At 71.6% G+C, this 15,823-nt stretch carries 10 protein-coding genes; 3 read left to right on the top strand and 7 right to left on the bottom strand.

All coding sequences use genetic code 11. From position 1 onward, the window contains the following. Positions 1 to 6: 6 nt before the first annotated feature. Positions 7 to 1,632, bottom strand: a complete 1,626-nt coding sequence (pruA, locus tag AMY39116_RS0326270) for an L-glutamate gamma-semialdehyde dehydrogenase (protein WP_020420592.1) — start codon at positions 1,630 to 1,632, stop codon at positions 7 to 9. A gap of 96 nt (positions 1,633 to 1,728) precedes the next feature. Between pruA and AMY39116_RS0326265 the strand changes: the two genes are divergently transcribed. Both AMY39116_RS0326265 and AMY39116_RS0326260 read left to right on the top strand, forming a co-directional pair. Then, complete coding sequence (locus AMY39116_RS0326265) at positions 1,729 to 3,285, top strand: CdaR family transcriptional regulator (protein WP_020420591.1); 1,557 nt, start codon at positions 1,729 to 1,731, stop codon at positions 3,283 to 3,285. Positions 3,286 to 3,294: 9 nt separating this feature from the next. Next, positions 3,295 to 3,612 (top strand): nuclear transport factor 2 family protein, encoded by a 318-nt coding sequence (locus AMY39116_RS0326260; RefSeq protein ID WP_020420590.1) that lies wholly within the window; start codon positions 3,295 to 3,297, stop codon positions 3,610 to 3,612. Positions 3,613 to 4,088: 476 nt separating this feature from the next. Here the strand turns inward: AMY39116_RS0326260 and AMY39116_RS0326255 are convergent, their stop codons facing one another. After that, positions 4,089 to 4,541 carry a hypothetical protein gene (locus AMY39116_RS0326255; protein WP_020420589.1) on the bottom strand — a complete coding sequence of 151 codons (453 nt, stop codon included), beginning with the start codon at positions 4,539 to 4,541 and terminating at the stop codon, positions 4,089 to 4,091. A gap of 122 nt (positions 4,542 to 4,663) precedes the next feature. On the opposite strand from AMY39116_RS0326255, the gene AMY39116_RS0326250 reads away from it, so the two are divergent. Beyond that, positions 4,664 to 5,404, top strand: coding sequence for a TetR family transcriptional regulator (locus tag AMY39116_RS0326250; RefSeq protein WP_027936241.1), 741 nt, complete (start codon positions 4,664 to 4,666; stop codon positions 5,402 to 5,404). Positions 5,405 to 5,467: 63 nt separating this feature from the next. On the opposite strand, the gene glgB is transcribed toward AMY39116_RS0326250, so the two are convergent. From glgB to glgX, 5 genes are all read right to left on the bottom strand, one after another. Continuing rightward, positions 5,468 to 7,654 carry a 1,4-alpha-glucan branching protein GlgB gene (glgB, locus tag AMY39116_RS0326245; protein ID WP_020420587.1) on the bottom strand — a complete coding sequence of 729 codons (2,187 nt, stop codon included), beginning with the start codon at positions 7,652 to 7,654 and terminating at the stop codon, positions 5,468 to 5,470. Further along, complete coding sequence (locus AMY39116_RS0326240; protein ID WP_020420586.1) at positions 7,651 to 9,042, bottom strand: phosphotransferase; 1,392 nt, start codon at positions 9,040 to 9,042, stop codon at positions 7,651 to 7,653. Before AMY39116_RS0326240 ends, glgB begins: the two co-directional genes overlap by 4 nt. A gap of 1 nt (position 9,043) precedes the next feature. Next, positions 9,044 to 10,855, bottom strand: a complete 1,812-nt coding sequence (gene treS / locus AMY39116_RS0326235; protein ID WP_027936240.1) for a maltose alpha-D-glucosyltransferase — start codon at positions 10,853 to 10,855, stop codon at positions 9,044 to 9,046. 102 nt (positions 10,856 to 10,957) lie between these two features. Next, positions 10,958 to 12,943: a maltotransferase domain-containing protein gene (locus AMY39116_RS0326230; protein WP_020420584.1), complete on the bottom strand. Its 1,986-nt coding sequence runs from the start codon at positions 12,941 to 12,943 to the stop codon at positions 10,958 to 10,960. Positions 12,944 to 13,537: 594 nt separating this feature from the next. Next, positions 13,538 to 15,673 (bottom strand): glycogen debranching protein GlgX, encoded by a 2,136-nt coding sequence (gene glgX / locus AMY39116_RS0326225; protein WP_020420583.1) that lies wholly within the window; start codon positions 15,671 to 15,673, stop codon positions 13,538 to 13,540. Between the last annotated feature and the right edge of the window lie 150 nt (positions 15,674 to 15,823).

Genomic DNA, 15,823 nt, shown 5'->3' with positions numbered 1-15,823 from the left:
TCCTCCTCAGCCCTGGTGCGGGTAGCCGACGGTGGTCGGCGGCACGAAGGTCTCCTTGATCGAGCGCGGGCTCACCCAGCGGAGCAGGTTGTGGATCGACCCGGCCTTGTCGTTGGTGCCCGACGCCCGCCCGCCGCCGAAGGGCTGCTGCCCGACGACCGCGCCGGTCGGCTTGTCGTTGACGTAGAAGTTGCCCGCGGCGAACCGCAGTTCCTCGGTGGCGTGGGCGATCGCGGCCCGGTCGGTCGCGATGATCGACCCGGTCAGCCCGTACGGCGCGACGCCCTCCAGCTGGCGCAGCACGGTGTCGTAGGCGGCGTCGTCGTAGACGTGCACCGCGAGCACCGGCCCGAAGTACTCGGTGGTGAACACCTCGTGCTCCGGGTGGTCCGAGGCGAGCACGGTCGGGCGCACGAAGAAGCCCTCGCTGTCGTCGGCGGTGCCACCGGCGAGGACCTCCAGCCGGTCGTCGGAGCGGGCGCGGTCCAGCACCCCGGCCAGCCGGTCGAACGCGCGCCGGTCGATCACCGCGCCGAGGAAGTTCCGCAGGTCCGTGACGTCGCCCATGGGCAGCGACTCGACCTCGGACAGGAAGTCGTCGCGCATCCGCGTCCACAGCGACCGGGGGACGTACGCCCGCGAGGCGGCGGAGCACTTCTGGCCCTGGTACTCGAACGCGCCGCGGACCAGCGCGGTGCGCAGCACGCCGGTGTCGGCGGACGGGTGGGCGAGCACGAAGTCCTTGCCGCCGGTCTCGCCGACGATCCGCGGGTAGGTGCGGTAGTTCGCGATGTTCGCGCCGACCTGCGACCACAGGTGCTGGAAGGTCCGGGTGGAGCCGGTGAAGTGGATGCCGGCGAGATCGGGCGAAGCCAGCGCGACCTCGGAGACCGCCAGGCCGTCACCGGGCAGCAGGTTGATCACGCCCGGCGGCAGGCCGGCTTCCTCCAGCAGCCGCATCGTGAGGTGCGCGGCGAAGGTCTGGGTGGGGGAGGGCTTCCACAGCACGACGTTGCCCATCAGCGCGGGCGCGGTGGGCAGGTTGCCCGCGATCGCGGTGAAGTTGAACGGGGTGATCGCGTAGACGAACCCCTCCAGCGGCCGGTGGTCGGTGCGGTTCCAGACGCCGGGGGAGCTGGCGGGCTGCTCGGCCAGCAGGCGGCGGGCGAAGGCCACGTTGAAGCGCCAGAAGTCGGCCAGCTCGCAGGCGGCGTCGATCTCGGCCTGGTGCACGGTCTTGGACTGGCCGAGCATGGTGGCGGCGTTCAGCTTCGCGCGCCACGGGCCGGTGAGCAGGTCGGCCGCGCGGAGCAGGATCGCGGCGCGGTCGTCGAAGGACAGCTTCCGCCAGGCGGGGGCGGCCTCGCGGGCGGCGGCCAGCGCGTCGCGGGTGTCCTGCTGGGTCGCGGAACCGAGGACGCCCAGCACGGCGCGGTGGTTGTGCGGCTGGACGACGTCGATCCGCGGCCCGCCGCCCATCCGCTGCTCGCCGCCGATCGTCGCGGTCAGCTCCAGCGGCTCCTTCGTCAGCTCGGCCAGCGCCGCCTGCACCTCGGCGCGCTCCGGGCTGCCCGGCGCGTACTGCAGGACCGGCTCGTTGGCCGGGGTGGGCACGGTCGTCACGGCATCCACGGCAGCTCCTCCTCGGTGTCGGATGTCTCAACGGTAGGAACGCCGTGGTCTCCGAAGGTTGTGAGTTCGGCCAGTTCCGGCGCTACTGTTTGTCCGGTGGCACAACTGCGGCAGGTCCTGATCGCGCTGGGCGATCCGCTGGTCGAGGTGGAGGTCGCGCCGGAGGGCCTGGACGGCGAGGTCGGCGACGTCGTGGTGCTGGAGCCCGACGACGACCCGGAGTTGCGGCGCGGCGATCTGGCGCTGGTGATCGGGGCGCGCGGGCGGGCGGCGGTGCCGTTGATCCGGGCAGCCGGGCGCCGGGGCGCGGCCGCGGTGGCGGTCAAGGTGGAGTCCGATTCGGCGTTGCCGCTGCTGCGGTCCGCGGCCACCGACGCCGGGGTCGCGTTGCTGGCCGTCGCGGCCGACGTGCGGTGGGAGCAGCTCGCGACGCTGGTGCGCGGGGTGCTGGAGGCCGCCCGCGGCGCGGCGGACGAGGACGCGGGGGAGACGCTCGGCGACCTGTTCTCGCTGGCCCAGACGATCGCCGTGCTGACAGGCGGGATCGTCAGCATCGAGGACACCGCGAGCCGGGTGCTGGCGTACTCGCGGTCCGACGACGAGGTGGACGAGCTGCGGCGGCTGTCGATCCTGGGCAGGCAGGGGCCGGCGCCGTACCTGAAGATGCTGCACGAGTGGGGCGTCTACCAGCGGTTGCGGGCGACCGAGGAGGTCGTGCGCATCGAGGAGCGGCCGGATCTGGGCATCCGCACGCGGCTGGCGATCGGGGTGCACGCGGGCGGGCGGCCGCTCGGGTCGATCTGGGTGCAGGAGGGCGCCGCGCCGCTGGCCGCCAGGGCGGAGCAGGCCCTGATCGGCGCGGCGCGGGTGGCCGCGCTGCACCTGGTCCGGCGGCGCAGCGCGGCGGGCACGCGGTTCCGGGAGAACCTGCTGGCCGGGATGCTCGAGGGGCGCAGTGACCCGGTGTCGGTCGCCCGGCAGATCGGGGCCGACCCGGCGAAGCCGGCCGCCGTGGTCGCCTTCGCGCCACGGGAGGCCGAGCCGGTGGACCGGTCGGAGCTGGAGCTGCGGCGGTCCGCGCTGGCGGCGGTGATCTCGGTGCACGCGGCGGCGTACCGGCGCAGCGCGATGGTGACCCAGCTCGGCGACCGGACGTACGCGTTCCTGCCCGACCTGCCGGCGGGGGTGTCGCTGCTGGATCTGACGCGCGAGATGGTGGCGTCGGCGGAGGTGCCGGTGCGGGCGGCGGTCGGCCGGGTGGTGGCGGTGGCGGACGTGGGGGTGTCGCGGCAGGAGGCGGACCGGGTGCTGGACGCGATGGCGCGCGGCTTGGACCTGGAGGTGGCGACGCTGGCGGACGTCCGGTCGCAGGTCCTGGTCAGCGAAACGCTCGCGGTGCTGGCGGACAACCCGCGCCTGCGCGACCCGAGGCTGACGGCGTTGCGCGCGGAGCACCCGGACCTGGCCTCGTCGTTGCTCGCGTACCTGGACGCCCTGGGCGACGTCCGTTCCGCGGCCCGCGCACTGCACGTCCACCCGAACACGGTGCGCTACCGGGTCCGCCGAGCGGCGGAGGTCGCGGGGATCGACCTGGCGGACCCGCTGGAGCGGTTGTTCGCGTCGCTGCAGTTGCGGTTGCCGCCGGGTGTCTAAGCTGGCGTGATGACCGAGCTGCCGCCCGCCGTCCAGCAGGTGTTCGACGCCACCAACCGTGGTGACAGCGAAGCGTTCCTGGACGCCTTCACCGAGGACGGCCAGGTCGACGACTGGGGCCGCACCTTCACCGGCCGCGCCGAGATCGCGGGCTGGAACGACCGCGAGAACATCGGCGTGCAGGCGCACTTCGAGGTGCGGGACGCCCGGACGACCGGCGACACGACGACGGTGACGCTCCAGGTGAGCGGCAACGGCTTCAACGGACCCGGCACGTTCGAGTTCGTCCTCCGGGACGACCACGTGGCGCGCATGCGCATCCGCTGACTCCGGGGGGCCGCCCGGGCGAGGGGGACGGCCCGGCCGCTGCCCTCGGGCCGTGGTGGCCGAGCGTATAACGATCTATACCGCGCCGCTCAGGACGCTCCGGGTGCGTGTCGGCAGCGCCGCGCCGCGGCGGCGATGCCTTCCTGCCCGGGAAGCGCGCACGCCTCAGTGATAGGAAACAGCCCGCCGCGGCCGGAAAGGGCCTACTGGCCTCAGCGGCAGCGGCCCACTGAGCGAACGGCGCCAGCGCCGCGCTGCGCGGCGGTGCTGCCTCCGCGCGGAGGAAGCGCTCGTACCTGAGCGATTGGGGAACAGCCCCCTGCGGCTGGAAAACGCTTACAGGCTCAGCGGTAGTGGCTCACGCAGCGGGGGCGGCCAGCGCCGCCCCCGCTCGGCGGCGCTGTCTCCGCGTCGGGGAAGCGCTCGTGCCCAAGCGATAGGAACAGCCCGCTGCGGCCGGAATCCGCTTACGAACCTCAGCGGTAGCGGCCCGCCGAGCGGATCGCCGCCAGCACCGCCGTCAGGCTCGGCAGCCAGCGCTGCTGCGGGTCCGGCGGCACGATCCACCGCGCGAGGTCGGCGGGGCCGTGGGTGCCCGGCATCGGGATGGAGGTGCCCGCCGTCAGCACCCGCACGTCGCGGGGGAGGAACTCGGCGTCGCTGCCCAGGATGTCGGCCTCGACCAGGAAGATGACCACCGAACCGTGCTTGGTGGGCACGCTCAGCGCGGGCCCTCGGCAGCCCTGGCGCGTTAGGTTCTCCAGCACCTGCTCGGCCCGGGCCCGCGGCACGGCGACCGCGCCGATGCCCGCCCCGATCACGAAGTTGAGGGTGCCGTTCTGCCAGTGGACCGGCCAGCCGAACGTGCGGCGGTAGTCCACGGGCGTGCTGGCCGGACGCTTGGTGCCCAGATCGTGATCGACGCTCATGACGAGCCCCCTTCCCGGTGAGGCGGGGCACCAGAGCGGCAGTGCCCGAGTCGGCGGTGGATGACTGTGATGCTAATGGCACTGCGTGCCCTTAGCAAGACCGGCCTGTTAGTTTCGTCCTCATGTCCGACGAGTCCCGGTCCGCGCCGCGACCGCGGGTGGGCAGGACCACCGCGGGGCGCAGGCGGCTGCGGCACGCCCTCACCGTGGCGGCGATCGAGAAGTTCTCCGAGCAGGGGTACGACGCCACCACGGTCGACGAGATCGCCTCGGCCGCCGGTGTCGGCCGTCGCACCTTCTTCCGGTACTTCCGGTCGAAGGAGGACGCGATCTTCCCGAACCACGAGGAGGTCCTCGGGCGCATCGAGCAGCTCTTCGCCACCGCGGACGAGCGGCAGAACCCCCTTGAAGTGGCGTGCGCCGGGGTCGGGCTGGTGCTCGACTCCTACCTCGCCGACCCGGACGTCTCGGTCAAGCGCTTCGCCCTCACCCGCACCGTGCCTTCGTTGCGGGACAAGGAGGTCGCGAGCGTCGACCGCTACCAGCGCGTGCTCGCCACGTTCCTGCGCGCGCGGTTCCAGGCGGCCGGCGACCCGCTGTGGGACCTGCGCGGCTCGGTCGCCGCGGCGGCGGTCGCGGCGGCCCACAACCACGTCCTGCGCCGGTGGCTGCGCAGCGGCGGCGCCGAGGACGCCCACGCGCACGCGAAGGAGGCGTTCGCGCTGGTGATCGACGCCTTCGCGGACACCGCCGCCCCGCGCGCGGACCGCGACGACGAGTCGGTGGTCGCCGTGCTCAAGACCTCCGCCCCGCTGTCCGAAGTGGTCCGCCAGATCAGCCAGGCGCTGCGCTCCGCCGACTGAAACGGCACGGGGTGCCACTCCCGCAGGAGTGGCACCCCGTGCCATTAGTGCTGGTGGCGACGATCACTCCTCCGGCGCGAGCCAGAGCACCCCGGACGGCGGCAGCTGCAGCACCGCCGACGCCGGCTGTCCGTGCCACGGCTCCAGCTCGGCCTCGACCGCGCCGTAGTTGCCCACCCCGGAGCCGCCGTAGATCTCGGCGTCGGTGTTCACGACCTCGCGCCACCGGCCCGCGGCGGGCAACCCGACCCGGTAGTCGTGGTGCGGCATCCCGGCGAAGTTCGCCACGCACGCCAGCCGCGAGCCGTCCTCGCCGATGCGCAGGAAGCTCAGCACGTTGCCGCCCGAGTCGTTCGCGTCGATCCAGGCGAAGCCCTCCGGCGTGGTGTCCGCGCTGAACAACGCCGGCGACGACGTGTACGCGGCGTTCAGGTCCCGCATCAGCTTCTGGATCCCGCCGTGCAGCGGCTGGTCCAGCAGGTGCCAGTCCAGCGACCGCTCCTCCGACCACTCCTGCTCCTGGCCGAACTCGCCGCCCATGAACAGCAGCTGCTTGCCGGGGTGCGCCCACATGAACGCCAGCAGCGACCGCACGCCGGCCGCCTTGTTCCAGTCGTCGCCGGGCATGCGGCCCCACAGCGAGCCCTTGCCGTGCACGACCTCGTCGTGCGACAGCGGCAGCACGAAGTTCTCGCTCCACGCGTACACCAGCGAGAACGTCATCTCGTTGTGGTGGTAGGACCGGTGCACCGGATCGTGCGCCAGGTAGTGCAGCGTGTCGTGCATCCAGCCCATGTTCCACTTGAACCCGAACCCGAGCCCGCCCAGGTGCGTCGGCCGCGTCACGCCCGGCCACGCCGTCGACTCCTCGGCGATCATCACCGCGCCCGGGTGTCGCTTGTAGACGGTCGCGTTCAGCTCCTGCAGGAACCGCACCGCGTCCAGGTTCTCCCGGCCGCCGTACTGGTTGGGCACCCACTGGCCCTCCGGCCGCGAGTAGTCCAGGTACAGCATCGAGGCCACCGCGTCCACGCGCAGACCGTCCAGGTGGTACTCCTCCAGCCAGAACAGCGCGTTCGCGACCAGGAAGTTGCGCACCTCGTTGCGGCCGAAGTCGAACACGTACGTGCCCCAGTCCAGCTGCTCGCCGCGGCGCGGGTCGGCGTGCTCGTACAGCGGGGTGCCGTCGAAGCGCGCCAGCGCCCAGTTGTCCTTGGGGAAGTGAGCGGGCACCCAGTCCACGATCACGCCGATGCCGCGCTGGTGCAGCCGGTCCACGAAGTACCGGAAGTCGTCCGGGTGGCCGAACCGCGCGGTCGGCGCGTAGTAGGAGGTGACCTGGTAGCCCCACGACCCGCCGAACGGGTGCTCGGCGATCGGCAGCAGCTCGACGTGCGTGAAACCCATGTCCTGCACGTAGTCGGCCAGTTCCTCGGCCAGCTCGCGGTAGCCCAGCCCGGGCCGCCACGAACCGAGGTGCACCTCGTAGACGCTCATCGGCGCGTTCGCCCAGTTGGTGGCGTTGCGCTTGGCCAGCCACTCCTCGTCGGACCACTCGTAGGCCGACGCGGTGACCACCGACGCGGTCGCGGGCGGTTTCTCCGTCGCGAACGCCATCGGGTCGGCCTTCTCGTGCCACTGCCCGTCGGCGCCGAGGACGCGGAACTTGTAGTGCGTGCCGATCTCCACGCCCGGGATGAACACCTCCCACACCCCGGACGAGCCGAGCGAGCGCATCGGGTGCGACCGGCCGTCCCACCCGTTGAAGTCGCCGATCACCCGCACCCCCCGCGCGGTCGGCGCCCACACCGCGAACGACGTGCCGGTGACGACCCCGCTCGGCGTCTCGTAGGACCGGGGGTGCGCGCCCAGCACGTCCCACAGCCGCTCGTGCCTGCCCTCGCCGATCAGGTGCTGGTCCAGCTCGCCCACCGTGGGCAGCCACCGGTACGGGTCGTCGAGCGTGCACACCTGCCCGTCGTAGTCGACCTCCAGCCGGTAGTCGCCGGGGTGCTCGGGCACCGTTCCGGCGAACAGGCCGTCCACGACCCGTTCCAGGTCGAACTTGTGGTCGGCGGCGACCACGCTCACCCGGCGCGCACCCGGCCGCAGCGCCCGCACCACCACCGCGTCGCCCACGGTGTGCACACCGAGGACCGAGTGCGGGTCGTGGTGCGAGCCGGCCAGCAGCCGGTCGATGTCGCCGGGCGGCGGGGCCGCCTCGGGCAGTTCGGCTGGGACCGCGTTCACGGTTGTTCGCCTCCTGCGGTGATCCGTGCGATGGATGCCAACGGCACGGTCAGCCATTCCGGCCGGTTGGCGTGTTCGTAGGCCACCTCGTAGACGGCCTTGTCGAGCTCGAACGCGCGCAGCAGGTCGCCGTGCGCCCGCGGGTCGCCCACCGTCTCCGGCGCCGCCTTGGCGTAGCCGTCGCAGAAGGCCGACCGGTTGCGCCGCGCCCACTCCAGCGCCCGCTCGGTGAGCCGCGGATCGTCCTCGTCGTGGCCGATCAGCATCTGGTGCGCCGCGTAGTCGAACGAGCGCAGCATCCCGGCGACGTCCCGCAGCGGCGAGCGCAGCGCCACCCGTTCGGCCGCCGGCGCGGCCGGCTCGCCCTCGAAGTCGATCAGCAGCCACCCGGTGACGCAGCGCAGCACCTGTCCCAGGTGCAGGTCACCGTGGATGTACTGCATGGACACCGGTCCGCGCGCCTCCCGCAGCTTCTCGAAGGCGGCGCGCAGCGCCGGGGCGTGCTCGGCCAGTTGCGGCACCGCGCGGCTGACGGTGTCCAGTCGATCCCGCATCGCCTTGACCGTGCGGTCGAACTCGCCCTCGTCGGCGATCTCGTCGCCGAGGGCCCGCCGCAGGTCGCTGTGCACGGAGGCGACAGCCTGGCCGAGCCGCTGCGCCTCCCCGGCGAAATCGCCGCCCACCTCGTCGGGGGGCAGCTCGGGATCGGCCATGAGGTCGCGGACGCTGGTGGTGGCCATGGCCCAGCCGTCCACCGCGTCGGACACGAACTTCTGCAGCATCCCGATCGTGACCGGCTCCCCGTCGAGTTCGCCGGTGATCGAGCCGAGCAGGTCGGCGATGTGCTTGCTGCCCACGTCGTGCAGCGCCCGGTGCAGGCGCAGGTCCGGGTTCTCGCCCGGGGTGAGCTTGCGGAACAGCTTGAGGATGTAGTGGTGACCGAACACGAGCGAGGTGTTGCTCTGCTCCGCGCCCACCGGCCGGGCCCGCAACCCGCTCCGCAGCTCGGTGCCCGGTTCGCGCTCGAACCGCAGCGAGCCGATCCGCGCGTCCCCGGCGATCAGGTCGAGCAGTTTGCTCGTCAGGTCGGCGTCGCCGGTGGCCTCGTAGCAGGGCAGGCCCTTCTCGGTGCCGATCCAGCTCGACCCGAGGTACTCCGGCAGGTGGGCCTGGCTCCCGATGAGGAGCTGGTACGGCTCGCGCCGGTCGTCCTGCGCCACCTCGACGACGAGGTGGAGCAGGAGCGGGTCGCCCGGCATCAGGACCGTCGTGCTCAGCGGGCGCACCGCGGTGATCGGGCGGTCCTTCCCGGCGAACCACCGCTGCGTGGGCAGCCACTCCGGCAGTTCGGTCACCAGCGCGCCGACCAGCTCACGGGGATCGGTCAAGTCACTCACCTCGCCTCGCCTTCGCGTCCGCGTCCAGCAGCTGGAACCAGTAGAAGCCGTGCCCCGGCAACGTCAGCAGATAAGGCAGTTCCCCGATGTCGGGGAACTGAACACCGCCGGTGAGCTCCAGGGGCGTGTAACCGTGATGCTCCGACAGGTCCAGCTCGACCGGTTGCGGGAATCGCGACAGATTGTTCACACACAGGACGATGTCGAGCCGCCCGTCCGGCCGGATCCAGGTCCGCTTGTAGGCCAGCACGCTCGGGTTGGACCCGCCGAGCTCGACGAAGTCGCCTTCGGCGAACGCGTGGTGCTGCTTGCGGACCTCGATCATCCGCCGCGTCCAGTTGAGCAGCGACGACGCGCTGTCCCGCTGGGCCTCGACGTTGATCGCCTGGTACCCGTAGACCGGGTCCATGATGACCGGCAGGTAGATCCGGCCCGGGTCGCAACCCGAGAAACCGGCGTTGCGATCGGGCGTCCACTGCATGGGTGTGCGCACCGCGTCGCGGTCACCCAGCCAGATGTTGTCGCCCATTCCGATCTCGTCACCGTAGTACAGAACGGGTGACCCGGGCAGCGAAAGCAGCAAAGCCGTGAACAACTCGAGCTGGTTGCGGTCGTTCTCCAGCAGCGGCGCCAGGCGGCGGCGGATGCCGATGTTCGCCTTCATCCGCGGGTCCTTGGCGTACTCCGCGTACATGTAGTCGCGCTCTTCGTCGCTGACCATCTCCAGCGTCAGCTCGTCGTGGTTGCGCAGGAAGATGCCCCACTGCGCGCCGTCCGGGATCTTCGGCGTCTGCGCCAGGATCTCCGAGATCGGGAAGCGGGATTCCCGGCGCACGGCCATGAAGATGCGCGGCATCAGCGGGAAGTGGAACGCCATGTGGCACTCGTCGCCGCCGGTGGCCGGGTCGCCGAAGTACTCGACCACGTCCGAGGGCCACTGGTTCGCCTCGGCCAGCAGGACCCGGCCCGGGTACTCGTCGTCGACGACCTTGCGGCAGCGCTTGAGGAACTCGTGCGTGCGCGGCAGGTTCTCGCAGTTGGTGCCCTCCTGTTCGAACAGGTAGGGGACCGCGTCCAGGCGGAAGCCGTCGATGCCCAGGTCCAGCCAGAACCGCAGGACGTCGAGCATGGCCTCCTGCACGTCCGGGTTCTCGTAGTTGAGGTCGGGCTGGTGGGAGAAGAAGCGGTGCCAGTAGAACTGGCCGCGCACCGGGTCGTAGGTCCAGTTCGACGTTTCGGTGTCCACGAAGATGATGCGCGCGTCGGCGTAGCGCGAGTCGTCGTCGCTCCAGACGTAGTAGTCGCCGTAGGGCCCGTCGGGGTCGGACCGCGACTGCTGGAACCACGGGTGCACGTCCGAGGTGTGGTTGAGGACGAGGTCGGTGATCACGCGGATGCCGCGCCGGTGGGCCTCGTCGAGGAGGTAGACGAAGTCCTCGACCGTGCCGAACTCCGGCAGCACCGCGCGGAAGTCGCTGATGTCGTACCCGCCGTCGCGCAGCGGCGAGGCGTAGAAGGGCGGCAGCCAGAGGCAGTCGACGCCGAGCCACTCCAGGTAGTCGAGACGGCCGGCCAGGCCGCGCAGGTCGCCGGTGCCGTCGCCGTTGGAGTCGGCGAACGCGCGCACCAGCACCTCGTAGAAGACAGCGCTCTTGTACCAGTGCGGGTTGTCCGGGGCCTGTTTCGCGTGCTTGAAGTCGTCGGCCTGCGGCTCGACGAGCATCCCGTCGGGGGTCATCGCCTCACCGGTGTGCGGGATGCCCTCCAGACCGAGCGCCGCGTCGGGCCGGGCGTCTTCGTCCATGAACTCCACCTCTCCCCACCTCATCCGGGTGCGTTCGACTACCCCGGCGCCGGTCGGTGCGCGGGGTTCTCCGTGGAAAAACCGTGTTGTGTCGGGGCCGGATCAGTCGCGGCCGGCCAGGCGCCGCTGGACGCCGACGACGTGCGCGACCGAACGCCAGGGTTCGAGCCGCACGTAGTTCGCCTGGCCCCAGTCCCAGGTCTCGCCGGTGACCTCGTCGTGCGCGATCAGCCGCTCGTGCCAGTCGAAACCGAGCGCGGCCAGGTCGAGCCAGAGGGTCCCCTCCTGGGCCTGGTGCGGATCCAGGGTCACCACCACGACGACGGTGTCGCCCGTCGCCGGATCCTGCTTGGAATACGCCAGCAGCGCCGGGTTGTCCACGTGGTGGAACCGCAGCGTGCGCATCTGCTGCAGCGCGGGGTGGGCGCGGCGCACCGAGTTGAGCTTCGTCAGCCACGGCTCCAGCGAGCGGCCCTCCGCCAGCGCCTGGTCGAAGTCGCGCGGGCGCAGCTCGTACTTCTCCGAGTTGAGGTACTCCTCGCTGCCCTCGCGCACCGGCTCGTGCTCGTACAGCTCGTAACCGGAGTAGACGCCCCAGGTCGGCGACAGCGTCGCGGCGAGCGCGGCGCGCAGCGCGAACATGGCCGGGCCGCCCTTCTGCAGCGACTCGTGCAGGATGTCCGGCGTGTTGACGAACAGGTTCGGCCTGCCGACGTCCCAGTGCTCGACCAGGTCGACGCCGAACTCGGTCAGCTCCTCCTTCGTCGTGCGCCAGGTGAAGTAGGTGTAGGACTGGGTGAAGCCGAGCTTGGCCAGGCCCCACAGCCGGGCCGGGCGGGTGAAGGCCTCGGACAGGAACAGCACGTCCGGGTGCGCGTCCTTCACGGTCTTGATCAGCCAGGCCCAGAAGTCCGGCGGCTTGGTGTGCGGGTTGTCGACCCGGAAGATGCGGACCCCGTGCGAAACCCAGTGCAGCACGACGCGCAGCACCTCGGCGTAGATGCCCTCGGGGTCGTTGTCGAAGTTGATCGGGTAGATGTCCTGGTACTTCTTCGGCGGGTTCTCGGCGTAGGCGATGCTGCCGTCCGGGCGCGTGGTGAAGAACTCCGGGTTCTTCAGCACCCACGGGTGGTCCGGGGCGGCCTGCAGCGCCAGGTCGAGGGCGACCTCCAGGCCCAGCTCGGTGGCGCGGGCGACGAAGTCGTCGAAGTCGTCGATGGTGCCCAGCTGCGGGTGGACCGCGTCGTGGCCGCCCTCGTCGGATCCGATGGCCCACGGCGAGCCGACGTCGGTCTCGTCCGGGGTGAGGGTGTTGTTGCGCCCCTTGCGGTTCACGCGGCCGATGGGGTGGATCGGCGGCAGGTAGACGACGTCGAAACCCATGCGCGCGATGCGGTCCAGGGCCTTGGCCGCGGTCTGGAAGGTGCCGTGCACGGGACGGCCTTGCTCGTCCCAGCCGCCGGTGGAGCGGGGGAAGAACTCGTACCAGGACCCGAACGCGGCGCGTTCCCGGTCGACCCAGATGCGCATCGGCTTGCCCTTGGTGACCAGCTCGCGCACCGGGTACTCGTGCATGATCCGGTCCACGTCGACCGACAGCGCGGGGCCGACGCGCTCGGCGAGGTAGCGGTCGGTGTCGCGCAGGGCGTGCGCGGCGCTGGTGAGCAGGGCGCGCTCGCGGCGGCGGTCCGGGCGGCGCGAGACGCGGTCCAGCAGGCGGGCGCCGGTCTCCAGGTCGTTGGCCAGCTCGGTGGCGTCCTGCCCGGCCGCCACCTTGACCTTGACGGCGTGCTTCCAGGTCGACCAGGGGTCGCTCCACGCGTCGACGCGGAAGGTCCACAGGCCCTCGGCGTCCGGGACGATGACCGCGCCGAAGCGGTCCAGACCAGTGCCCTGCTCGGTCATCCGGGTGCGGCGGGAGATCCGGTCGTGCGGGCCGCGCCAGGACACCGTGGCGGCGACCGCGTCGTGACCCTCCCGCCAGACCGTCGCCGAGATCGGAACGTGTTCCCCCACCACCGCTTTCGCCGGGTAGTGGCCACAGCTGACCGCTGGGGTCACGTCGTCGATGCCGAGCCGGCCGGTCATCGGCAGCGCCCCTCTCACCGTTGTTGTCGAATATGCAGCCCCACCCGACGGCCCGGTGGGGACGTACAGGTCTTCGGAAGGAGGTACCCAGCTGCGAACGTGCGCAAACTACCGCCTCGGGTGTCACTCTCCGTCGGCGGGCCACGTGTGTCCAGTGTGGTCATCGACTGGTAACCCACGCGTCACGGCGTGGTTCGCTTCGGCGCCTTCCACGCGCACTTTCGACCCCTCAACGGCGTTCAGGCAAGTCGGGTAACACCAACGGGCGTCAGCTCGGAAGGGCTTGCCACGCCTGGGATCGGGGTGCCCCGTCGTACCCGCCGGTAACCCTGGGGGCGCTGGTCTGTTCCGGTGGTCGTGGAGGGGTGCGGGTGGTGCTGGTTGGTGGGGGAGGGGGATCGGGCGGTGGTTGCCGGGGTGGTCACGCTCCGGCGTGGGCGGACGGTGCTCGCCCCGCCTTGACCGCCTGTGGCGCCGCGCCCGCAAGGGGGAGCGCGGCGCTGGCGTTCGCGGTGCCACCTGCCGCCACACGTGTCGCCGCGCGGCGTGCTCCTGCCGCACGGTGCTCCACCTCTGTGACAGCGCTCGGCCGGTCTACCTCGGCGTGATGTCGCGGGGGGCGCGGAGCAGCAGCAGCGCCCTCGCGGGCAGGGTCAGCCTGCTGCCGGGCGTGAGGGCACCCGGGGTGGCTGGGCTGCCGTCCGGTGTCGTGGTGTCCAGGGTCGGCTTCAGGGTCTCGCCGAACTCCGGGCCGGGCAGGGTGACCTTCACGGGCTCGTCGCCGGAGTGGAGGATCAGCAGCCACGAGTGGTCGGCGATCAGTTCGCCCTCACGGGTGCGGGACTGGCTGTTCGACCCGTCGATCCACATCATCAGCGTGCGGCGGCCGCCGTCGAACCAGTCCTCCTCCGTCATCTCCTCGCCGTCGGGGCGGAACCAGATCAGGTCGGGCCGCCCGGTGGGCGTCGTGCGGCCTTCGAAGAACTCGGGCTGCCTCAGGGCGGGACTCGCGGCCCGCAGGTGCACCAGCCGTCGCGTGAAGGCCAGCATCGCGGTCGCGTCCGGGTCGCCGGACCAGTCCAGCCACGACGTCTCGTCGTCCAGGCAGTACGCGTTGTTGTTGCCGCCCTGGGTGCGCCACAGCTCGTCACCCGCGACGAGCATCGGGGTGCCCGTCGACAACAGCAGCGTCGCGAGCAGGTTGCGCGCCTGCCTGGCCCGCAGCTCCCGGATCTCCGGATCGTCGGTCTCGCCCTCGGCGCCGTGGTTCCACGAGCGGTTGTCGTTCGTCCCGTCGCGGTTGTCCTCGCCGTTGGCCTCGTTGTGCTTTTCGTTGTAGGACACCAGGTCCCGCAGCGTGAAGCCGTCGTGCGCGGTGATGAAGTTGACCGACTGCCACGGGCGGCGCAGGTTGTGGTCGTACAGGTCCGACGACCCGGACAGCCGGAACGCCAGGTCGTCCACGCCCACCGCGCCGCGCCAGAAGTCGCGCACCGTGTCGCGGTAGCGGCCGTTCCACTCCGCCCACTGCGCCCCGAAGTCGCCGACGCGGTAGCCGTGGCCGGTCACGTCCCACGGCTCGGCGATCAGCTTGCACCGGGACAGCACCGGGTCGGTGGTGATCGCGGTGAGCAGCGCCGAGTCGCGGTCGAACGCGCCGCCCCCGGGCCGCCCGAGCGTGCTGGCCAGGTCGAACCGGAACCCGTCGACACCCATCTCGGTCGCCCAGTACCGCAGCGAGTCGGTGACCAGCCGGATCACCGTCGGCGAACGCGGCTCCAGCGTGTTGCCGCAGCCGGTCAGGTCGATGACGTTGCCGCGGCCGGCGTGCAGGTAGTAGGCCGGGGCGTCCAGGCCGCGGAAGGACAGGGTGGGCCCGTCCAGGCCGCCCTCGCAGGTGTGGTTGAAGACCACGTCGAGGATGACCTCGATGTTGGCCGCGTGCAGGGCGGCGACCATGGTGCGGAACTCGGCGACCTCGCGCCCCGGCTCGCTCGCGTACCCGGCGTGCGGCGCGAAGTACCCCAGCGGCGAGTACCCCCAGTAGTTCTTCCGCCCGGTGCGCACCAGGTAGGGCTCCTCGGTGAACCAGTGCACCGGCAGCAGCTCCACCGCGGTCACCCCGAGCCGCACCAGGTGCTCGATCGCCGCCGGGTGCGCCAGGCCCAGGTAGGTGCCGCGCAGGTTCGCCGGGATCTCCGGGTTGCGCTGCGTGAAGCCCTTCACGTGCATCTCGTAGATGACCGACTCCTCGAACGGCACCTCGGGCTTCACGCCCGTGTCCGGGCCGCCGTGCGAGGTGACCACCGACAGCGGCACGCTGCCCAGCGAGTCGACCTTGGAGCGCCGGTGGTGCATCGGGTCACCCGCGTAGCCGAGCGCGGCGGTCAGGTCGGTGAGGGCGCCGGTGATACGGGTGGCGTACGGGTCGACGAGGATCTTGTCCGGGTTGCAGCGCAGGCCGCGCGACGGGTCGTACGGGCCGTGCACGCGGTAGCCGTACTTCTGGCCCGACGTCACGCCGGGCACCAGGCCGTGCCACACGCCGAAGGTGCGTTCGGTGAGCTCGACCCGGCGTTCGGAGCCGTCCTCGCTGATCAGGCACACCTCGACGGCGTCGGCGACGGTCGAGGTGACGGCGAACCGGACGCCCCCGCCCTCCGGGTGCGCGCCCAAGGGGAAGGGGCGCCCGGCGAGGACGAGGTTGTCGGTGGCAGGTCGGATGGCCATGGCCCGATTCTCCCAGCACCCCCCGACAGTTTCGTCACCGCCGAACGGTGTTGATCAGGTGGGGGTGCGGGAGCCGGTAGTGACGGCGGGTGGCCGCGGCGAGGGGACGAGGGGTTGTTCGCGCAGGTCGGTGGCTTCTGCGCGGGGGGG

This window comes from Amycolatopsis sp. ATCC 39116 (assembly GCF_000231075.2).
GTDB lineage: Bacteria > Actinomycetota > Actinomycetes > Mycobacteriales > Pseudonocardiaceae > Amycolatopsis_E > Amycolatopsis_E tucumanensis.
This window is presented reverse-complemented; position numbering and strand designations above follow the sequence as displayed.

Bases quoted from the DNA above. Each gene is read 5' to 3' on its own strand.
- glgX (WP_020420583.1), bottom strand. From the start codon at position 15,673: ATGGCCATCCGACCTGCCACCGACAACCTCGTCCTCGCCGGGCGCCCC.
- AMY39116_RS0326230 (WP_020420584.1), bottom strand. From the start codon at position 12,943: ATGACCGGCCGGCTCGGCATCGACGACGTGACCCCAGCGGTCAGCTGT.
- AMY39116_RS0326255 (WP_020420589.1), bottom strand. From the start codon at position 4,541: ATGAGCGTCGATCACGATCTGGGCACCAAGCGTCCGGCCAGCACGCCC.
- AMY39116_RS0326250 (WP_027936241.1), top strand. From the start codon at position 4,664: ATGTCCGACGAGTCCCGGTCCGCGCCGCGACCGCGGGTGGGCAGGACC.
- treS (WP_027936240.1), bottom strand. From the start codon at position 10,855: ATGGACGAAGACGCCCGGCCCGACGCGGCGCTCGGTCTGGAGGGCATC.
- AMY39116_RS0326260 (WP_020420590.1), top strand. From the start codon at position 3,295: ATGACCGAGCTGCCGCCCGCCGTCCAGCAGGTGTTCGACGCCACCAAC.